General features: G+C 70.3%; 16 protein-coding genes and 2 pseudogenes. 13 read left to right on the top strand and 5 right to left on the bottom strand.

Going from position 1 to position 20,846, the window contains the following annotated elements; all coding sequences use genetic code 11:
- Positions 1-798, bottom strand: a complete 798-nt coding sequence (locus R0145_RS11320) for an HpcH/HpaI aldolase family protein (protein ID WP_317836948.1) — start codon at positions 796-798, stop codon at positions 1-3.
- Positions 799-1,005: 207 nt separating this feature from the next.
- On the opposite strand from R0145_RS11320, the gene gap reads away from it, so the two are divergent.
- The 8 genes from gap (at position 1,006) to R0145_RS11280 (ending at position 7,193) form a co-directional block, all read left to right on the top strand.
- Positions 1,006-2,007, top strand: coding sequence for a type I glyceraldehyde-3-phosphate dehydrogenase (gap, locus tag R0145_RS11315; protein ID WP_317836947.1), 1,002 nt, complete (start codon positions 1,006-1,008; stop codon positions 2,005-2,007).
- A gap of 101 nt (positions 2,008-2,108) precedes the next feature.
- Positions 2,109-3,305 carry a phosphoglycerate kinase gene (locus tag R0145_RS11310; protein ID WP_317836946.1) on the top strand — a complete coding sequence of 399 codons (1,197 nt, stop codon included), beginning with the start codon at positions 2,109-2,111 and terminating at the stop codon, positions 3,303-3,305.
- Positions 3,306-3,325: 20 nt separating this feature from the next.
- Positions 3,326-4,105 carry a triose-phosphate isomerase gene (gene tpiA / locus R0145_RS11305; RefSeq protein ID WP_317836945.1) on the top strand — a complete coding sequence of 260 codons (780 nt, stop codon included), beginning with the start codon at positions 3,326-3,328 and terminating at the stop codon, positions 4,103-4,105.
- 329 nt (positions 4,106-4,434) lie between these two features.
- Entirely contained in the window at positions 4,435-5,370 is a 936-nt protein-coding gene (locus R0145_RS11300; protein ID WP_317836944.1) for a type IV toxin-antitoxin system AbiEi family antitoxin domain-containing protein, read from the top strand.
- A 229-nt stretch (positions 5,371-5,599) separates the two neighbouring features.
- Positions 5,600-5,815: an RNA polymerase subunit sigma-70 gene (locus R0145_RS11295; RefSeq protein WP_317836943.1), complete on the top strand. Its 216-nt coding sequence runs from the start codon at positions 5,600-5,602 to the stop codon at positions 5,813-5,815.
- Positions 5,816-6,000: 185 nt separating this feature from the next.
- Positions 6,001-6,459, top strand: a complete 459-nt coding sequence (locus R0145_RS11290) for a Clp protease N-terminal domain-containing protein (RefSeq protein ID WP_317836942.1) — start codon at positions 6,001-6,003, stop codon at positions 6,457-6,459.
- A gap of 86 nt (positions 6,460-6,545) precedes the next feature.
- The gene (gene secG, locus R0145_RS11285; RefSeq protein ID WP_317836941.1) at positions 6,546-6,797 is read left to right on the top strand and encodes a preprotein translocase subunit SecG; all 252 of its coding nucleotides are present in this window, start codon (positions 6,546-6,548) and stop codon (positions 6,795-6,797) included.
- A gap of 39 nt (positions 6,798-6,836) precedes the next feature.
- Positions 6,837-7,193: an RNA polymerase-binding protein RbpA gene (locus R0145_RS11280; RefSeq protein ID WP_317836940.1), complete on the top strand. Its 357-nt coding sequence runs from the start codon at positions 6,837-6,839 to the stop codon at positions 7,191-7,193.
- Between the two features lie 105 nt (positions 7,194-7,298).
- On the opposite strand, the gene R0145_RS11275 is transcribed toward R0145_RS11280, so the two are convergent.
- From R0145_RS11275 to tkt, 4 genes are all read right to left on the bottom strand, one after another.
- The gene (locus R0145_RS11275; RefSeq protein WP_317836939.1) at positions 7,299-8,243 is read right to left on the bottom strand and encodes a glucose-6-phosphate dehydrogenase assembly protein OpcA; all 945 of its coding nucleotides are present in this window, start codon (positions 8,241-8,243) and stop codon (positions 7,299-7,301) included.
- A 26-nt stretch (positions 8,244-8,269) separates the two neighbouring features.
- Positions 8,270-9,838, bottom strand: a complete 1,569-nt coding sequence (gene zwf / locus R0145_RS11270; protein WP_317836938.1) for a glucose-6-phosphate dehydrogenase — start codon at positions 9,836-9,838, stop codon at positions 8,270-8,272.
- A gap of 275 nt (positions 9,839-10,113) precedes the next feature.
- Positions 10,114-11,211, bottom strand: coding sequence for a transaldolase (tal, locus tag R0145_RS11265; RefSeq protein WP_317836937.1), 1,098 nt, complete (start codon positions 11,209-11,211; stop codon positions 10,114-10,116).
- Between the two features lie 37 nt (positions 11,212-11,248).
- On the bottom strand, positions 11,249-13,408 hold the full coding sequence (tkt, locus tag R0145_RS11260) for a transketolase (protein ID WP_317836936.1): 2,160 nt from the start codon (positions 13,406-13,408) through the stop codon (positions 11,249-11,251).
- Positions 13,409-13,664: 256 nt separating this feature from the next.
- Here tkt and R0145_RS11255 point away from each other — a divergent pair, with 256 nt between their 5' ends.
- The 5 genes and pseudogenes from R0145_RS11255 to obgE all read left to right on the top strand — a co-directional run.
- A complete protein-coding gene (locus tag R0145_RS11255) occupies positions 13,665-14,621 on the top strand; it encodes a heme o synthase (RefSeq protein ID WP_411742040.1) in 957 nt (318 codons plus the stop codon).
- A 622-nt stretch (positions 14,622-15,243) separates the two neighbouring features.
- A pseudogene (locus R0145_RS11250) lies at positions 15,244-17,313 on the top strand (Rne/Rng family ribonuclease); the annotation flags it as partial.
- A gap of 1,309 nt (positions 17,314-18,622) precedes the next feature.
- Positions 18,623-18,931, top strand: coding sequence for a 50S ribosomal protein L21 (gene rplU, locus R0145_RS11245; RefSeq protein ID WP_317836935.1), 309 nt, complete (start codon positions 18,623-18,625; stop codon positions 18,929-18,931).
- Positions 18,932-18,944: 13 nt separating this feature from the next.
- Positions 18,945-19,217, top strand: coding sequence for a 50S ribosomal protein L27 (rpmA, locus tag R0145_RS11240; RefSeq protein ID WP_317836934.1), 273 nt, complete (start codon positions 18,945-18,947; stop codon positions 19,215-19,217).
- 133 nt (positions 19,218-19,350) lie between these two features.
- A pseudogene (obgE, locus tag R0145_RS11235) lies at positions 19,351-20,799 on the top strand (GTPase ObgE); the annotation flags it as partial.
- Positions 20,800-20,846 lie beyond the last annotated feature (47 nt).

Raw genomic sequence — 20,846 nt, 5'->3', positions numbered from 1 at the left:
TCAGTAGGCCCGCGGTGCCCCGACAGTGTCCGGTGCCCGGTCGCCGAGGATGTGGGCGACCTGGGCCCGGCCCGCGGTCAGCAGCAGACCGGAGTCGCTGCTCGGGTTGACCATGTCGGCGCCCTGGTCGGCCCAGTACTTCGCCTCGTCGGCGTCGGCACAGTAGATCGCCATCTTCAGGCCGTGCTCGTGACTGCGGGCCAGGATGGTGTGCACCATGTCGACGATCTGCGGTGGCATCGCCTCGCCGGCCTTGAGACCGACGCTGAGCGCCAGGTCGTTGGGGCCGACGAAGACGCCGTACAAGCCGGGGGTCGACATGATCGCGTCCATGTTGTCGTACCCCTCCCGCGACTCGATCTGTGGCCAGACCTGGATGACCTGCTCCGCCTCCTGGAAGTACGACGGTCCGGCGTAGAGCGTGCCCCGGGTGGGTCCCAGCGAGCGGGTGCCGCGCGGCGGGTAGAAGCACGCCCGGGACACCGCCTCGGCCTGCTCCCGGGTGGCGACGTCGGGCACGATCACGCCGTACGCCCCCGCGTCGAGCAGCCAGCCGATCTCGCGAGGGTCCTGACTGGGGGAGCGGACGAACGGGCTCGCCGCCCCGGCGGAGACGGCCTGCAGCATCGGCATGATCGCGTCCCGGCCGAACATGCCGTGCTGGGCGTCGATCGTCACCGAGTCGAAACCCGCGTGCGAGAGGATCTCGGCGATGTAGGTCGACTCCATCGTGACCCAGGCGTTGACCGCGGTGCGGCCAGACCTGATGGCGTCGTCGACCTGGTTCGTGCGGAGCATCGTTGGTCCTCTCGAGGTGCGGTGGAGCGGGGTTCGCGGCCTGCCGGCCGACCCGGTGACGACGCGTCCCCGCCACATCTTACCGGTAGTGGGAGTGGGGTACCCCGGGTACGAGGCTGTCCGAGCGGCTTTATAGGCTGGGCCTTGTCCGTCAGGGTGGACGGGCTGACCCTCATCCACCAGCCGTCTTTTCTAGGAGACACACACATGACCGTCAAGGTTGGCATCAACGGTTTCGGCCGCATCGGCCGCAACTTCTACCGAGCCCTGGTCGCCTCCGGCGCTGATGTCGAGGTCGTCGGCGTCAACGACCTGACCGACAACCACACCCTCGCCCACCTGCTCAAGTACGACTCGATCCTGGGGCGCTTCGACGGCGAGATCACGTACGACGACGAGTCGATCACGGTCAACGGCAACAAGATCCTGGCGTTCGCCGAGAAGGATCCGGCCGCGCTGCCGTGGGGCGAGATCGGTGCCGACATCGTCATCGAGTCGACCGGCCGCTTCACCGACGCGACCAAGGCCCAGGCCCACATCGAGGCCGGTGCCAAGAAGGTCATCATCTCCGCCCCGGCGAAGAACGAGGACAAGACCATCGTGATCGGCGTGAACGACGCCGAGTACGACCCGGAGAAGCACACCATCATCTCCAACGCGTCCTGCACCACCAACTGCCTCGCCCCGATCGCCAAGGTGCTGAACGACGAGTTCGGCATCGTCAAGGGCCTGATGACGACCATCCACGCCTACACCGCCGACCAGAACCTGCAGGACGGCCCGCACAAGGACCTGCGTCGCGCCCGCGCCGCCGCGCTGAACATCGTGCCGACCAAGACCGGTGCCGCCCAGGCCGTCGCCCTGGTCCTGCCGGAGCTGAAGGGCAAGTTCGACGGGTACGCCCTGCGGGTGCCGACGCCGACCGGTTCGGTCGTCGACCTGTCCTTCGAGGCCGGCCGCGAGACCACCATCGAGGAGGTCAACGCTGCCGTGAAGAAGGCCGCCGAGGCCAACCCGACCGTGATCGGCTACACCGAGGACCCGATCGTCTCCAAGGACATCGAGACCGACCCGCACTCGACCATCTTCGACTCGCTGCTGACCAAGGTGATCGGCAACCAGGTCAAGATCGTCACCTGGTACGACAACGAGTGGGGCTACTCCAACCGGCTCGTCGACCTGGCCGTCCTGGTCGGCTCCAAGCTCTGAGCTGATCGGTCCCGGCCGACAGTGCACACCGCAACGGGGTTGGCCACCGGCCAGCCCCGTTGTCGCACCTTGCAGTTCCACATTCCTGAGGAAGGTACGAAGTGAAGTCAATCGAAGAGCTGGGTGATCTCCAGGGCAAGCGGGTCGTGATCCGCTGCGACCTGAACGTACCCCTGGACGGTGACACCATCACCGATGACGGCCGCATCCGCGCGTCCCTGCCGACCCTCAACGCGCTGCGCGAGGCCGGCGCCAAGGTCGTCGTCCTGGCTCACCTCGGCCGGCCCAAGGGCCAGGTGAACCCCAAGTACTCGCTGGCGCCCGCTGCCAAGCGGATGTCCGAGCTGCTCGGCGTCGAGGTCCCGCTGGCCGAGGACGTCGTCGGTCCCTCGGCCCAGGCCCTGGTCGCCGGGATGTCCGCCGGTGACGTGGTGATGCTGGAGAACGTCCGCTACGAGCCGGGCGAGGAGTCCAAGGACGAGGCCGAGCGCCAGGCGCTCGCCGACAAGTACGCCGCCTTCGGGGACGTCTTCGTGTCCGACGGCTTCGGCGTCGTGCACCGCAAGCAGGCCTCCGTCTACGACCTGGCCAAGAAGCTCCCGAACGCCGCCGGCAAGCTGGTCAAGGCGGAGATCGACGTCCTCAAGCAGCTCACCGAGGAGCCGGCCCGGCCGTACGTCGTCGTCCTCGGCGGGGCGAAGGTCGCCGACAAGCTCGCGGTGATCGACAACCTGCTGAAGACCGCCGACACCCTGGTGATCGGTGGCGGCATGGCCTACACCTTCCTCAAGGCGAAGGGCTACGAGGTCGGCACCTCGCTCCTCGACGAGGAGAAGATCGAGACCTGCAAGGAGTACCTGGAGCGGGCCGCGGCCGCCGACAAGCAGATCCTGCTGCCGGTCGACACGGTGGTGTCCCCGGCGTTCCCGTCCGGTGACGGCCCGTTCGAGTCGACCGTGGTCGACTCCGACCAGCTGCCCGCCGACCAGATGGGTCTCGACATCGGCCCGAAGAGCGCCGCGCTCTTCGCCGAAGCGATCAAGGGGGCCAGGACGGTCTTCTGGAACGGCCCGATGGGCGTCTTCGAGGTGGCCGACTTCGCCGCCGGCACCAAGGCCGTCGCGCAGGCGCTGACCGAGGTGGACGGCCTGTCCGTCGTCGGTGGCGGCGATTCCGCGGCCGCCGTCCGGGAGCTCGGGTTCACCGACGACCAGTTCGGTCACATCTCCACCGGTGGCGGTGCCTCGCTGGAGTACCTCGAAGGCAAGACCCTGCCCGGTCTCGCCGTCCTCGGCTGAAGAAGGAGCACAACCACACCATGGCAGCACGCAAGCCCCTGATGGCGGGCAACTGGAAGATGAACCTGGACCACTTCGAGGCCACCACCGTGGTCCAGAAGCTCGCCTGGGCCCTGGCGGACGCGAACTACGATCCGGAGAAGTCCGAGGCGGTCGTCCTGACCCCGTTCACCGACATCCGCTCGGTGCAGACCCTGATCGAGTCGGACAAGCTCCCGCTCGGCTTCGGCGCGCAGGACATCTCCGAGCACGACGCCGGCGCATACACCGGCGAGGTGTCCGCGACCATGCTGAAGAAGCTCAACTGCAGCTACGCGGTGGTCGGCCACTCCGAGCGCCGTCAGTACCACGCGGAGACCGACGCGGTCGTCAACACCAAGTCCCGCAAGGCGCTGGAGGCCGGCATCACGCCGATCGTGTGCGTGGGTGAGGGCCTCGACATCCGCAAGGAAGGGCGTCACGTCCCCTACACCGTCGCCCAGGTCGAGGGTGCCTTCGCCGGCTGGACCGCCGACGAGGTGGCCAAGGTCGTCATCGCGTACGAGCCCGTCTGGGCCATCGGCACCGGTGAGGTCGCGACCCCGGCCGACGCCCAGGAGGTGTGCGCGGCCATCCGCGCCAGCCTCGCGTCGTCCTTCGGCGCCGACGTCGCCGACACCGTCCGGGTGCTCTACGGCGGCTCGGTGAAGGCCGGCAACGTCAAGGAGATCATGGCGCAGCCCGACGTCGACGGCGCGCTCGTCGGCGGCGCCAGCCTCAAGGCCGAGGACTTCGCGCCGATCGTCACGTTCTACGCCTGAGTTCAACGCCTGATCTGGCGTACGCCTGATCAGCGTGCATTGCCTGGCGTGCGTCGTCTGGCGTACGTCCCCGAGGGCCACAGCGCGGCCCTCGGGTCCGGTAGACCACGAGGCGGGTACCCGGTTCGCCGGGTGCCCGCCTTCGTCGCATCGGCCGGACAGACACGTTTAGCCAGCTTGACGTTTCGCCCGCGCAAAGGTGTGCGTCACTCGGCAACTTTCCACGGGCGAAAGCGCTCGCTTGCCCACAGCCCGTCGGGAGCGGAGGCTTGATCCACAGGTAGGACCGCGACCGTCCGGCACGCACCCGTGTGTCCCAGTCTCCTGACATGAAACCAGCGGCTCGCCCCACATCGGCGCTCACCGACATCATCCGCAGCCAGAATGGCATCATCACAGTCCGCCAGGCACTCGACGAGGGATTCCCGTACGCCTCCATCCGTCGTCAGGTCCGCTCCGGCACCTGGCAGCGCGTCACGCAGGGGGTCCTGCTGGCGGGCCGGGCCGACCCCACCCTGGAGCAGCTCTGCGCGGTCGGCGTGATCCGGGGCGGTACGGGCGCCGCCATCGGGGGGTGGGCGGGTGCCGGACTCTACGGCCTCAGGACCACCCGGGAGGTGCCTTCGACCCTCGACGTATGGGTGCCCGACGGACGCAATCGACGCCCGACGAGCAGCTGGCGCTTCCATGAGGACGGCCAGGGGAGGCTGGCCGGTGCCTCCGGACGGCCGCCGGTCATTCCCGTCGAACACCTGGTCTGTGACCTGATCGTCGATCTCAACGAAACAGAGATCATCGACCTGGTGACCAGTTGCCTGAGTCGGCGGATGACGGACGAACGCACGCTCATCGCAGTGGTGGAACGCCGACCGCGATTGCCCCGGCGCAGGTTCCTCGTCGACCTCCTCCACGACAGCGGAGGTCTCGACAGCGTTCTCGAGTATCGGTTCGATGATCGGGTGCTCAAGCCACACGATCTCCCGATGGGGACTCGGCAGGCGGCCCGATCTGGCTTCTTCCATGACCGCCTGTACGAGGCATTCGCGCTCGTCATCGAACTGGACGGGCGGCTGGGGCACACCGGGTCGGGGAAGTTCCGTGACTTCCGCCGTGACAACGTCGGTGCGGTGAACGGATTGGTGACCTTGCGCTACGGATGGGACGACGTCCTGTCCCGGCCATGTGCTGTCGCCGGCGAGGTTGCCACCGTGCTCCGCCGACAGGGCTGGGAGGGACGTCGTGCGTGCTGCCCCCGTTGCCGGTGACCCCGATACGGATTCACCGTACCCGTGCCGGTCACCCGTGGTGCAGCATCCACCGCGCCCGACACCTTACACACACACCCGGCGGTGTCAACCGGCCGGCCGTACGTTTCGCCCGTGCAAAGGTGCGCGTCACTCGGTAACTTCGCACGGGCGAATCCAGCGGCCGTGCTCTTGCGCCGTGCGTGGCTCGGCCATTGAGGGGCGGATCGGTGTCAATGAAGGTTGACGCATGACCGATGATGTGACGCTGGTGCGGGAGGCCGCCGGGGATGACCCGGGGCGGGGTCTGCGGGCGGTCCGGTCGCTGCGGGTGCTGGTCGACCGCCTGGAGACGCTCCAGGTCGAGCGGGCCCGGCAGCTCGGCTGGTCGTGGCAGGACGTCGCCGACGAACTGGGGGTCTCCCGCCAAGCGGTGCACAAGAAGCATGGGAGGCATGATGTTTGAACGGTTCACCGAGGAGTCGCGCCGGGTGGTGCACCAGGCCGTGGGGATCGCCGAGGAGACCCGATCGGCCGAGATCGGCACGGGGTCATCTGCTGGTCGCGCTCGCGGAGACATCGGGGACGGTACGGGCGGCACTGGCTGCCGGTGGTGCCGACCCGGACGCCCTGATCGCGACGGACCGGGCGGTGTTGCGGTCCGGTGGGCTGGACGCGGATGCTCTGGCGAGTCTGGGCGTCGACCTGGAGCAGGTCCGCTGGCAGGCCGACGCGGTGTTCGGCCCCGGTGCGCTCGACCGGGCCGGGCGGACGCGGGCCGGGCAGCCCCGGTTTGACCGCCGCGCCAAGAAGGCCCTCGAGCTCGCCCTGCGCGAGGCATTCCGCCTGAAGGACCGGTCGATCGAGTCCCGCCACCTCTGCCTGGGTCTGCTCCGGGCCGACGGGTCCGGCCAGGCCCTGCTGGAGAAGTCCGGGGTCGACCCGGCCACCCTGCGGCCGCGTTCGAGGCCCCGCGCCCCGCGCCACCGGCCTCCTGACGTCTCCTGTCACCCTCCGGATTGCCGCTCGGAAGACGTCGGCGCGCAGCTTTCGAGCGGTCGAGAGGACGTCTGCGTGGTCGGCAGGGCGGCCGAGAGGATGTCGGGGTGATCGGCAGGGCGGCCGCGACGACCGTGTGTCGTCCGTGGTGGCCACCGTTTTCTGCCCCGGATCACCGCTGGGTTAGGGTTGTCGTCATGTGGTGGCCCATCCTGACGCTCTCCATCGTGCTCGTGGTCCTGAGCGTGATCCTGACCGGGTTCATTCTTCTGCACAAGAACCGCGGTGGTGGGTTGTCCGACCTGTTCGGTGGCGGCATGTCCACGTCGATGGGCGGTTCGTCGATGGCCGAACGCAACCTCGACCGACTGACCCTCGTCATCGGCATCATCTGGCTGGCGTGCATCGTCGCCCTGCTGGTGCTCTACCGGGCCCACCCGGGCCTGTGACGGGCCGTACGACAACCTCTGGGACAGGGAGAACAGCAAGTGATCGGTGGTAGCGCGATCCGCGGGAGCCGCGTCGGAGCCGGACCGATGGGGGAGGCCGACCGTGGTGATGCGGCGCCGCGCCGGTACGTCTCCTACTTCTGCGCCAACGGCCACGAGACGCGGCCGGCCTTCGCGGCCGAGGCGGAGATCCCGGCCGAGTGGGACTGCCCACGGTGCGGCCTGCCGGCGAACACCGACGAGCTCAATCCGCCCGCCCCGCCCCGGACCGCGGTCTACAAGACCCATCTGGCGTACGTCAAGGAGCGCCGCTCCGACGACGAGGCGAGGGAGATCCTCGCCGAGGCCCTGCAGTCCCTGCGGGCCCGTCGCGCGGCCGGCGAGGTGATCTACTGACCGACGACGATCGCCCCGGTCCGCGGGTGCGGGCCGGGGCGATCGGTCTGCCGTCGTCCAACCCGTGGCTGCGTGCCGCCGCCGCCGGCGGCACGTCCGCCACGGTCAGACCGTCGTCGCTCCGCGTCGGGACAGGTCCAGGGCGCACTGGCCGTTCTGCCGGACCATCTCGGCCAGCACCTCGGCCAGCACCACGTCGTCGTCCATCCGGCGCAGCTCCTCGGTGATCAGCTCGTCGACGTTGCGGCGGCGCAGCGCCACCTTGCGTTCGGGCTGACCCGGCATCCGATAGACGGTGTCCTCCAGGCCGGTCCGGACGATCTCGACCACCCCCGCCGGGGTCTGCAGCCGGGCGGCGGTGATGCCCGGTCCGGCGGTCTGGATCACCGTGACCTCCACCCCCAGCCGGAGCCCCAGCCAGGCGGCGAGCAGGCTCGCCGGGGCGTTGTCGGTGGCGGCCTCGACGGTGGCGGCGGTGACCGGCTGGCGCACCTGGTCGAGAGCGGCGGCGAGCAGCGCCCGCCATGTCGTGGTCCGGGTCCAGGCCAGGTCGGTGTCACCGGCCGAGTGGTAGTAGGCCCGGTCGATGATCGCCTGGGTCGGGTTCACCGCGCCGAGGGCATCGGTGATGCGCCGGTTGGCCAGCTTGCCGATCCGGTCGGTGAGCAGGTCCTCGGGCGCCTCGTTGGGCCACCACACCACCACCGGCAGGTCCGCCACCAGCAGCGGACGCAGCACCGAGCCGGGGTGCTCCACCGTCCGGCCGCGCATGGTCAGCACGATGACGTCCCCGCGGGCCTCGGTCTCGGTGTGGATCGACGCGTCCAGGCCGTCGGGGGCCTCGGGGTCGCGGATCACGATCAGGATCCGCGAGGGGTGCTCGCGGTTCGCGGCCAGTGCGGCGTTGTAGGCCTCCCAGTAGTCGTCGCGGTCGGTGGCGACGATGAACGTGTGCACCATGCCGCTGCCGGCGTTGCCGAGCTCGTGGTGGTGGCCGAGCAGGGCGCTGGTCACGCGGGCGGCCGTGGTGTCCTTCATCTCGATGGTCATGTCGACTCCTCGTCAGCAGCGGATGATCAGGGCCGGCGCCAGGCGACGCCGTCGCGGGCGAGCATCTCGCGGGCCGACTTCGGCCCCCAGGTGCCCGGCCGGTAGCTCTCGGGCTGGGTCTTCAGGCCTGCCCAGTAGTCCAGCACGGGGTCGAGGATGCGCCAGGACTCCTCGACCTCCGTGCTGCGCGGGAACAGCGGCGGATCGCCGAGCAGCACGTCCAGGATCAGGCGTTCGTACGCCTCGGGACTGGACTCGGTGAAGGAGGAGCCGTACTCGAAGTCCATGTTGACGTCGCGGACCTCCATCTGCGTGCCGGGCACCTTGGCCCCGAACCGCAGGGTGACCCCCTCCTCGGGTTGGATCCGCAGCACCAGGGCGTTCGCGCCGAGGGTGGAGGTGTCGTGTGCGTTGAACGGCACGAACGGCAGCTGCTTGAACTGGAGCGCGATCTCGGTGACCCGGGTGGGCATCCGCTTGCCGGTCCGCAGGTAGAACGGGACCCCGGCCCAGCGCCGGTTGTGCACGTCGACGCGGATCGCGGCGTACGTCTCGGTGGTGGAGTCGGCCGGAATGCCGTCCTCCTCCAGGTAGCCCTTGACGAGCTCGCCGCCGGACCAGCCGCCGTCGTAGATGCCGCGGGCGGTGTGCTGGTCGAACCGGCGGGTGGCGCTGGTGGCCTCGAGCACCTTCTCCTTCTCGGCCCGCAGGGCGTCGGCGCCCATCCCGGTCGGCTCCTCCATCGCGGTGAGCGCGAACAGCTGCAGCAGGTGGTTCTGGATCACGTCCCGGGCCGCCCCGACGCCGTCGTAGTAGCCGGCCCGACCGCCGATGCCGATGTCCTCGGCCATGGTGATCTGGACGTGCGACAGGTAGTTGTTGTTCCACAGCGGCTCGAACATGGTGTTCGCGAAGCGGAGGGCCAGCAGGTTCTGCACGGTCTCCTTGCCCAGGTAGTGGTCGATCCGGAACACCTGGTTCTCCTGGAAGGCCGACGACACCACCCGCTCCAGCTGCTGGGCGCTGGTCAGGTCGTGGCCGAACGGCTTCTCGATCACCACCCGCTTCCAGGAGGTGTCGGACTGCTCGGCCAGGCCGTGCTTCTTCAGCTGGTCGATCACCACCTCGAAGAACTTCGGCGGTACCGACAGGTAGAACGCGTGATTGCCGCCGGTGCCCTGGGTGCGGTCCAGGTCCTCCAGGGTCGTCTTCAGCCGGTCGAACGCCTCGTCATCGGTGAACTCGCCCTGGACGAAGCGGATGCCCGCCAGCAGCTGCTGCCAGACCTCCTCGCGGTAGGGCGTCCGGGCGTGCTCGCGGACCGCCTCACCGACCACCTGGGCGAAATCCTGGTCCACCCAGTCGCGGCGGGCGAAGCCGACGAAGGCGAACCCCGGCGGCAGCAGCCCCCGGTTGGCCAGGTCATAGACGGCGGGCATCAGCTTCTTGCGGGCCAGGTCGCCGGTGACGCCGAACATCACCAGGACCGAGGGGCCGGCGATCCGGGGCAGCCGCCGGTCACGCTCGTCGCGCAGTGGATTGAGATAGCGGGAGACATCCTGTGGCGGTGCCACCACAGCGCTGTCCTGGGTCATTGTTCTCCTTCACGTCGAGGCGTCCACGTCGGAGGGTCGTCCCCACCGCAGATTTGCTTCAGTGTTCAACAACTCTAGTGTTCACCACCAGGGCGACCGGGAGCCGTCCCGCTGGGGGCATGGCGTCGCGTCCGTCAATCAGTCAATCAGTCAATCAGAGTGTCCGTCAGTCAGCTGGTGTCCGCAGCCGGGGACGCCACAGGGGCCGGCACCCATCGTGCCAGCCCCTGCGTTCCCTCGGTGAGGGTCAGGCCCACTGCGTCCCTCGGTGAGGGTCAGGCGTTGTCGAGGGCGGTCCGGACCGTCTCGATCAGCTCGTTCCAGGAGACGATGAACTTCTCCACGCCCTCGGTCTCCAGGACCCGGTAGACGTCGTCCAGGTCGATCCCGGCGGCGGTCAGGGAATCGAAGACCTGCCGGGCCTCGGCGTAGTGCCCGGTGATGGTGTCCGGCAGGGTCTCCCCATGGTCGCCGAAGGCCATCATCGTCTTCTCCGGCATGGTGTTGACGACGCCGTCGACGATCAGGTCGGCGACGTACATGGTGTCCGGGTAGGCCGGGTTCTTCACCCCTGTCGAGGCCCACAGCGGCCGCTGCGGGTTGGCACCCTTGGCCGCCAGCGCCTGCCAGCGGTCGGAGGCGATGGTCTCCTCGAACAGCTTGTACGCCAGCCGGGCGTTGGCCAGGCCGGCCCGTCCGGCGAGCGAGGCGTCCGCCCCGGCGGCCTGGAGGCGCTTGTCGATCTCGGTGTCCACCCGGGACACGAAGAACGAGGCCACCGAGTGGATCGTCGACAGATCCTTGCCCGCCGCCGCGGCCTGCTCCAGACCGGCGACGTAGGCGTCGATGACCTGCTGATAGCGGGCCACCGAGAAGATCAGCGTGACGTTGACGCTGATCCCCTCCGCGATCGTCGCGGTGATCGCCGGCAGCCCGGCCAGGGTGGCCGGGATCTTGATCAGCACGTTCTCCCGGCCGACGGCCTCGTGCAGCTCCTTGGCCTGGGCCACGGTGGTCTCGGTCTCGTTCGCCAGCCGCGGGTCGACCTCGATGGAGACCCGGCCGTCGAAGCCCTTGGAGGCGGCGTAGAGGTCGGTGAACAGGTCGCAGGCGGCCCGGACGTCGTCGGTGGTGGCGGCCCGGATGACGGCGTCCACATCGGCGCCGGCGGCCTTGAGCTCACGCACCTGGGCGGCGTACGCGTCACCGTGGGACATCGCGCCGGCGAAGATCGTCGGGTTGGTGGTGACCCCGCTCACCGAGTAGTTGTCGATCAGGTCCTTGAGGTTGCCGGACGTCAGCCGGGCACGGGACAGGTCGTCGAGCCAGATGGACACCCCGGCATCGGCCAGGGACTTCAGTCGTGCGTTCATCGGTGATGGTGCTCCTTCGTGAGGATTCCGGACGGGATCAGGCGCCGAGGCGGGCCGGGCCGGAGGCGGCGCGACGGTTCGTCAGCGCGGTGCCGGCGGAGGCGGCGGCGAGGGATTCCTTCGCCGCGGCGACGACGGCCTCGGGGGTGAAGCCGAACTTCTGGAACAGCAGTCCGCCCGCGGCGGACGCGCCGTAGTGGTCGAGGGAAACCGTGCGGCCGGCGTCGCCGACCAGGTCACTCCAGCCCAGGGCGATACCGGCCTCGACGGACACCCGGGCGCGGACGTCGGTCGGCAGCACGGCGTCGCGGTAGGCGTCGTCCTGCTCGTCGAACCACTCGCGGCACGGCAGGGAGACGACGCGGGCCCGGACGCCCTCGGCGGCCAGTTGCTCCTGGGCGGCCAGCGCGAGCTGCACCTCGGAGCCGGTGCCGATCAGGATGACGTCGGGGGTGCCCTCGGAGTCCTTGAGGACGTAGCCGCCCCGGGCGACGTTCGAGGCGTCGGCGTAGCCGTCGGTCCCGCGCGGGACGATCGGCAGGTTCTGCCGGGTGAGCACCAGGGCTGCCGGGCGGTCGCGGTGGCGCAGGATCTGCGCCCAGGCCTGGGCGGTCTCGTTCGCGTCGGCGGGGCGGACCACGTCGAGACCGATGATCGCCCGGTAGGCGGCCAGGTGCTCGATCGGCTGGTGGGTCGGGCCGTCCTCGCCGACACCGATGGAGTCGTGGGTCCACACATAGGTGACCGGCAGCTTCATCAGCGCCGCGAGCCGGACCGCACCGCGCATGTAGTCGGAGAACACGAAGAACGTGCCGCCGTAGACGCGGGTGTCGCCGTGCGCCGCGATGCCGTTCAGGATCGCGCCCATGGCGTGCTCGCGGATGCCGAAGTGCAGCACCCGGCCGTACGGGTTGCCGGGGAACTTCTTGGACTGCCGGTCCTCCGGCAGGAAGCTCGGCTGCCCGTCGGGGGTGGTGTTGTTCGAGCCGGCGAGGTCGGCCGAACCGCCCCACAGCTCGGGCAGCACCGGGGCCAGGGCGGAGAGCACCTTGCCGGAGGCAGCGCGGGTGGCGATCCCCTTGGCATCGGCGGCGAAGGCCGGCAGCACGTCCTCCCAGCCGGCCGGCAGCTCGCGGGCGGCCAGCCGGTCGAAGAGGGCCTTGTTGTCCGGGTGGGCGGCGGCCCAGGCATCGAACGTCTGCTGCCACTCCTCGTGGGCGGCCCGGCCACGGGCGACCAGGCCCCGGGTGTGGGCCAGGACGTCCTCACCGACGATGAAGTGCTGGTCGGGGTCGAAGCCGAGCAGTTCCTTGGTGGCGCGGATCTCGTCCTCGCCGATCGCCGACCCGTGCACCCCGCCGGTGCCCTGCTTGGTCGGGGCCGGCCAGCCGATGATCGTCCGCAGCCGGATGAACGACGGCTTGTCGGTCACCGCCTGGGCGGCGAGGATCGCCCGGTAGAGGCCGTCGACGTCCTCGACGTAGTCCTGGCCGGGCTTGCGCCAGTCGAGGGTCTGCACGTGCCAGCCGTACGCCTGGTAGCGCTGGGCGACGTCCTCGTTGAAGGCGATGACGGTGTCGTCCTCGATCGAGATCTCGTTCTCGTCGTAGATCACGATCAGGTTGCCGAGCTGCTGGGTGCCGGCGATCGAGGAGGCCTCGCCGGAGACGCCCTCCTCCAGATCACCCTCGGAGCAGATGACGTACACCCGATGGTCGAAGGGCGACTCGCCGGGCGCGGCGTCGGGGTCGAACAGGCCGCGCTCGCGGCGGGCGGCCATCGCCATGCCGACGGCGTTGCTGATGCCCTGGCCCAGCGGGCCGGTGGTGGTCTCGATCCCCGGGGTGTGCCCGTACTCGGGGTGGCCCGGGGTCCTCGACCCCCAGGTGCGCAGCGCCTCGAGGTCGGACAGCTCGAGGCCGAAGCCGCCGAGGTAGAGCTGGACGTACTGGGTGAGCGAGGAGTGGCCCGCACTCAGCACGAAGCGGTCCCGGCCGACCCAGGCGGTGTCAGCGGGATCGTGCCGCATGACCTTCTGGAACAGTGTGTACGCGACCGGGGCGAGGCTCATCGCGGTGCCCGGGTGGCCGTTGCCCACCTTCTGCACGGCGTCGGCGGCCAGCAGCCGCGACGTGTCCACGGCCTTCTCGTCCGAGGCGCTCCATTCCAGAGCAGGGGTGGTGGAGGTAACGGTCATTCTGCGTCCTTTCCGGCAGCCCTTCCGGGCGTCCCGACGTACGGTGTCCCCGACATCACACCCCCGAGCCTACGCAGGCCCTTCGACCGCCCGACACGGGGTCGCCGGGTATCGCGCCGGCACCCCGTCGGGCCGGGCCGGACCAGGTCCGGCGTGTCGGTGTGCCGGCGGTGGGACCGGCGCTGGGTGCGCGCCGTCGCCGCCGGTAGGGTGAGCCGGAGCAGGTCCGGGGGTCGCGGACCTCCGGAAGGGAAATGTGTCAGTAGTGGACGCCCAGTCGAGGCCGGACTCCCCGGACACGGGGACCCTGGCAGCTCCCGCGCATGCCGGGTTCATGGATGTCGTCGGGGCGTACGTACGACTCACGAAACCCCGGGTCATCGAACTGCTGCTGATCACCGCGGTGCCCGCGATGTTCCTCGCCGCGCGCGGGCTGCCACGCTGGCAGGACGTGCTGGTCGTGCTGATCGGTGGGTACGCCGCAGCCGGGTCGGCCAACGTCTTCAACAACGTGTACGACCGCGACATCGACGAGCAGATGCGCCGCACCCGTCGACGGCCGATCCCGCGCCACGAGATCTCCGGTCCCGCCGCCCTGGTCTTCGGGGTGGTCCTCGGCATCGTCGCGCTCGCCGTGCTCGGGCTGGGGGGCAATCTGCTGTCCGGCGTCCTGGGCCTGGCCGCGATCCTCTTCTACGTGCTGGTCTACACCATGCTGCTGAAGCGCCGGACCGCCCAGAACATCGTCTGGGGTGGTATCGCGGGCTGCTTCCCGCCGCTGATCGCCTGGACCGTCGTCACCGGCTCGGTCGGCTGGGCACCACTGGTGATGTTCCTCATCGTCTTCTTCTGGACCCCGCCGCACACCTGGGCGCTGGCGATCCGCTACCGCGAGGACTACGCGAACGTCGACGTGCCGATGCTCCCGGTGGTCAAGCCGGCCCCGTTGGTCGCCGACCAGATCCTCGGCTACGCCGTGGTCACTGTGCTGGTCACGCTGGTGCTGTGGCCCGTCGGCGGCACCGGCTGGCTCTACCCGGCCGTCGCCCTGGTGGGTGGCGCAGCCTTCCTCGGAGAGGCGATCGCCCTGTGGCGCCGGGCGCACCGCGGCCTGACGGACGCCGCACTCAAGCCGATGCGACTGTTCCACTGGTCGAACTCCTACCTGGCGCTGATCTTCCTCGCCCTGGCGATCGATCCGCTGATCTTCTGATCCGCCCCTGATCGGCCGGTCCGCTGATCTTCTGATCCGCCCCTGATCGGCCGGTCCGCTGATCTTCCGACCCGGCCCGGGTGGCCGGAATGGTGCGTCGATGTGGCGTGCTGTGCATCCTGTGGAATAATTGCGGCCAGGTCGGGGCGCCGCCGGTGCCCCGGGCCGGTGAGGCAGTGCCCGTGGTGACAGCGCGGGCCCCGCTCCCTGAGACCGCGACGACCGGATCGACCGCGGCGGGGTAGGCGGGCCGCCGTCTCCCGGAGACCACCAGCTTTGTGACGCCTCGTGTGTCGTCCGCCCGCCGAACCGATCGGTGCCGGTGCCGGAGACCCGTTGCGCCACCTGTCACCGGTGCGCACGCCGTGCCGGGTGAAGGAGTGCCATGCTCGAGAACGAGCAAACCCCCGTCCGTCCCGTCGACGACGGACTGCCGAAGCCGCCGGCCGGACGCCGTTCCCGCCGGCGCCCCGCCGGACCGCCCGTTGCCGCACCCGTGGAGCCGGACCAGCCCGCCGTGCAGCCGGTCGCCGAGGTGGTGACCGACCTGCCCGTCGAGACCGTGTCCGACGAGGTCACCGCCGCGGAGGGCCCCGTCGCCGAACCGGCCGAGGACCTCGCGGCCGCGGCCCCGGGAGCCACCGAGGAGCTCGCCCAGCAGCCCGATGCCGAGGCGAACGAACTCATCGAGATCGAGGCGGTGGCCGAGCACGCCGACGAGGCCGCGACCGACCAGCCCGACGATGAGGTCGAGGCCACCCACGAGACCACCACGGTTGAGACCGGTGCGGTCGAGACGGTCGAGGACGAGGCCGCTGAGGAGGAGGGCGAGGAGGGCGAGCAGACCCACCCGTCCAGCACGCGTCGTCGTCGCCGTCGTCGCGGAGGCCGTCGTCGTCACGGCGGAGAGCCCGGCCAGGCGGACGCCGGCACCGAGGAGTCCGAGGAGGGGACAGCGGACGAGGAGATCACCGCCGAGGAGTCCGGCGTCGCCGGCCCCGTCGCCCGGGAGCAGGCGGGCGACACCACAGCCGACGAGGACGAATCCGCCGAGGCCGAGGACACCACCGACCAGGCGGAGGGTGAGGGTGCCTCCTCCGGCTCCTCCCGGCGTCGCCGGCGTCGGCGTCGCCGCCGCGGTGAGGACGCCAGCACCGGGTCGGAGGACGATCCGTCCGAGGTCGTCGTCAAGGTCCGCGAACCCCACGCAGCCACCGGTGACCAGATCCGCGCCGTCGAGGGATCGACCCGGCTGGAGGCCAAGCGGCAGCGCCGCCGGGAGGGTCGTGCCGCCGGCCGCCGCCGGGCGCCGATCGTCTCCGAGTCGGAGTTCCTCGCCCGCCGGGAGTCCGTCACCCGCCAGATGGTGGTGCGCCAGGGCGAGGAATACTCCCAGATCGCCGTTCTGGAGGACGGGGTGCTCGTCGAGCACTACGTCGACCGTGAGTCGTCCTCCTCGCTGATCGGCAACATCTATCTCGGCAAGGTCCAGAACGTCCTCCCGTCGATGGAGGCCGCCTTCATCGACATCGGCCGCGGCCGCAACGCCGTGCTCTACGCCGGCGAGGTCGACTGGGACGCGTACGGTGCCGGTAACTCCGAGCGGCGGATCGAGCACGTCCTGAAGTCCGGTCAGACGGTCGTGGTGCAGGTGACCAAGGATCCGGTCGGTGCCAAGGGTGCCCGGCTGACCAACCACGTCTCCCTTCCCGGTCGCTACGTGGTGTACGCGCCGGGCGGCCACCTGTCCGGCATCTCCCGCAAGCTGCCCGATGTCGAGCGCAAGCGGCTGAAGCACATCCTCGCCGAGCTGATCGAGGAGAGCGCCAGCGTCATCGTCCGGACAGCGGCCGAGGGAGCCACTCAGGAGCAGCTCGTCCACGACGTGGGCCGGCTCAGGTCCCAGTGGGACGCCATCGAGAACCGCGCCAAGCACGGCGGGGCGCCGCAGCTGCTCTACAGTGAGCCCGACCTGACGATCCGTACGGTCCGGGACCTCTTCACCGAGGACTTCGCCGAGCTCGTCGTCGACGGTGACGGCGAGGACGACGATGCGTACGAGACCCTCGCGGAGTACCTCGAGCACGTGGCGCCGCACCTGCGGGAGCGGGTCGTGCACTGGGACCGTGAGGCGAAGGGCGACGTGTTCGCGCACTACCGTCTCGACGAGCAGATCGCCAAGGCGCTGGAGCGCAAGGTGCACCTGCCCTCCGGCGGCTCGTTGATCATCGACCGCACCGAGGCGATGACCGTCATCGACGTCAACACCGGCAAGTTCACCGGTCACGGCGGCAACCTGGAGGCCACCGTCACCGCCAACAACCTGGAGGCGGCCGAGGAGGTCGTCCGGCAGCTGCGGTTGCGTGACATCGGCGGCATCATCGTCGTCGACTTCATCGACATGGTGTTGCCGAGCAACCGCGAGTTGCTGCTGCGCCGGCTGGTCGAATGCCTCGGCCGGGATCGTACGAGGCACCAGGTCTCCGAGGTGACCAGCCTCGGGCTGGTGCAGCTGACCCGCAAGAAGATCGGTACCGGCCTGGCCGAGGCGTTCACCGAGCCGTGCGAGGTGTGCAACAACCGGGGCTACATCATCCACGACATGCCGGTGGCCACCCAGGCGCCGTCGGATGGCGGGGACCGGCAGGGTCGCAACAGCCGCAAGCGCAACCGCGGCAAGTCGGCCGGGTCGCCGTCCGGACAGGCCCCCGCGCCGGCCAAGGAGACCGAGACCGAGCCGATCACCGTCGAGGCCCGCGCCGCGGCCCAGGCGGCGATGAACGCGGTGGCGCACGCCGGGGCGAAGCCGAAGACGGAACCGCCCGCCGAGCCCGAGGAGCGTACGGCCCTCGCCACGCCGGCAGTCGCCGCGGGCGGACAGCCCGACGAGGCGGCCCGGCCGGTGGCCGAGGAGCCGACCGGTGCCAGCACGACGAGCTCGCGGTCGCGCCGCTCCACGCGGTCACGCGGGAGTCGTCGCGCCGCCGGGGCGCCGGGCGCCGAAGCGGTCGAGGCCGAGCTCGAGGTGACCGAGGCCGAGACGACCGGCACGCGGGTGGCCGAGGCTGCGGCGGAGCAGACGGTCGCTCCGGCGGCTGCGGTCGTCGAGGCTCCCGTCGAGACTGCCGCCCCTGAGACCGCCGCCGCGGAGGCTCCGGCCACCGGACCCGCGGCACCGGCCGACGCCCTGGCCGAGATCGTCGCAGCGCTCGTCGGCGGCGATGGCGAGGCCCCGGCACTGATCGAGGCGGCACCGGCCGAGGCGCCGGCGGCGAAGAAGTCGACGACCCGCAAGACCGCGGCCAAGAAGGCGACCGCCAAGAAGGCGACGGCGAAGAAGGCCACCGCCAAGAAGGCGACGGCGAAGAAGGCCACCGCGAAGACGACGACGGCGAAGAAGGCCACCGCGAAGCGGTCCTCCGCCTCTGCCGCCTCGGCGTCGACCGCTGAGCCGGTCGCTGAGCCGGTCGCTGAGCCGGTCGGCGCGTCCGCGGTCACCGGGGAGGACGCCACCGGGGCTCCTGCCTCGGCGCTGCGGCGGACCGCCACGAAGAGCACCCGGAAGACCGCCACGGCCGCCGCCGGGACGGGCACCCGGTCCCGCACCCGCAAGACCGCTGCGACGGCCCCCGCCGACGCTCCGGTGCAGGATGCATTCGTGCCCGCCCCGGAGCCGGCTCCGGTGACCGAGCCGGTGCAGGACGCCTTCGTGCCTGTCCAGGCCCCGCTCGCGCCGTCTGAGGACGGCGCCGACGACTGATCGGCACTGATCGGCCGATCGGTTTGACCGGGACGTGCCCGACTGCGTAGTCTTGATCCTCGGCGCATTCAGGACCTCAGGGCTTCGCAGCCGGGGGCGTTCCGATCGCCGCACGACGGATTGAGGGCAGCCGGGTCGGACGACCCGCGCTGCGTACGTCTCCGGGCCCCCGCACGGGATGCGGGCACGGGCGGGACACGGTCCGGGTGAGACAGATTCGACGAAGAGAGAAGGTTCAGGCGTGTACGCGATCGTGCGCAGTGGCGGCCGCCAGCACAAGGTTGCCGTGGGTGACGTTGTCGAGATCGACAAGGTCACCGACGAGGTCGGTTCCACCGTTCAGCTCCAGCCGCTGCTGCTGGTCGACGGCGAGGCCGTGACCTCGGATGCGGACGCCCTCGGCAAGGTCGAGATCACCGCCGAGGTGCTCGCCGAGACCAAGGGCCCGAAGATCCGGATCCTGAAGTTCAAGAACAAGACCGGTTACACCAAGCGCCAGGGGCACCGTCAGCGGTACACCCAGGTCAAGGTCACCGACATCAAGGCCTGAGGGAGGACCGAGCATGGCACACAAGAAGGGCGCGTCCTCGACGCGCAACGGTCGTGATTCCAACGCGCAGCGCCTCGGCGTGAAGCGCTTCGGTGGTGAGTCCGTCAACGCGGGGGAGATCATCCTGCGCCAGCGTGGCACCCACTTCCACCCCGGTGACGGGGTGGGCCGCGGCAAGGACGACACCCTGTTCGCCCTGGTCCCCGGCAAGGTCGAGTTCGGCACCCGCCGCGGTCGCCGGGTGATCAACATCAAGCCGGTGGAGGTCGCCGCCGTCGCCGAGTGAGCGACGCAGGCATCGTCCAGCACGTACGGAAGGGTCGTCCCCGCGGGGGCGGCCCTTCCGACATTTCCCCCTCTGCCCGCCCAGCTGCCCTTGGTAGGCTGGCGGTCCGTCCCCTCCCAGTCAGGAAACCCGCATGGCCATTCCCTCCTTCGTCGATCGCGTCACCCTCGAAGTGGCCGGCGGTAACGGGGGTCACGGGTGTGCCTCCATCCGCCGGGAGAAGTTCAAGCCGCTCGGCGGGCCCGACGGGGGCAACGGTGGTGACGGCGGCTCGGTGGTGCTGCGCGTCGACCCCGGACTGACCACACTGGTCGAGTTCCACCGGCAGCACCGACGCCACGCCGGCAATGGCGAACCCGGCCGCGGCGACAACCAGAACGGTGCCAACGGTGAGGACATCGTCCTGATGGTGCCGCAGGGCACGGTGGTCACCGACGACGACACCGGCACGGTGATGGCCGACCTGTCCGCCCCGGACGCCGAGGCGGTGATCGCCCGCGGTGGCAAGGGCGGCCTGGGCAACACCGCGCTGGCGTCCTCGACCCGCAAGGCTCCCGGCTTCGCCCTGCTCGGTGAGGGCGGCGAGGCGCACCAGGTCGTCCTGGAGCTCAAGGTCGTCGCCGATGTCGGTCTGGTCGGCTTCCCCAGCGCCGGCAAGTCCTCCCTGGTCGCGGCGATCTCCGCCGCCCGCCCGAAGATCGCCGACTACCCGTTCACCACCCTGGTGCCCAACCTCGGTGTCGTCGTCGCCGGCGACATCACCTACACCGTCGCCGACGTCCCCGGTCTGATCGAGGGCGCCTCCGAGGGCAAGGGCCTGGGACTCGACTTCCTGCGCCACATCGAGCGCTGCGCGGCGATCGTGCACGTCGTCGACTGTGCGACCTTCGAGCCCGGCCGTGACCCGGTGAGTGACCTGGAGATCATCGAGGGGGAGTTGCGCGCCCACGGTGGCCTGGAGGACCGGCCCCGCCTGGTCGCGCTGAACAAGATCGACGTCCCGGACGCCCGTGACCTGGTCGACCTGGTCCGCGGCGACATCGAGGAGCGTGGCCTGCGGGTCTTCCCGATCTCCACCAAGACCGGAGAGGGGCTCAAGGCCCTCCAGTTCGCCATGGCCCAGCTGGTCGAGGAACGTCGCGCGCACCAGCCGCCGCCCGCCGCGCCGCGCATCGTGCTGCACCCCCAGGCCGTCGGGGAGACCGGCGAGCAGTTCACCATCCGCCGGATCGGCGACGGCACCGGTGGCTTCCTGTGGCGGGTCCGGGGGACGAAGCCGGAGCGCTGGGTGCGCCAGACGGACTTCAAGAACGCCGAGGCCGTCGGTTACCTGGCCGACCGGCTCAACCGCCTCGGCATCGAGGAGGCGCTGCTCGATCGGGGCGCGGTCGCCGGGGACGCCGTCGCGATCGGTGGCGACGACGCGGTGATCTTCGACTTCGCCCCGCAGGTCGAGAGTGGTGCCGAGATCCTCGCCCGCCGCGGCCAGGACCAGCGCCTGGAGGAGCAGCGTCCGGCGGTCAGCCGGCGCCGGGAGAAGGACGCCGCCTACCACGCCGCCCAGGACGAGGAGGCGTACGTCTTCGGCCCGTGGACCGTCCCGGATCGTCCCGAGCCGGTCGAGGATGC

This window comes from Raineyella sp. W15-4, assembly GCF_033170155.1.
Lineage (GTDB): Bacteria > Actinomycetota > Actinomycetes > Propionibacteriales > Propionibacteriaceae > Raineyella.
This window is presented reverse-complemented; position numbering and strand designations above follow the sequence as displayed.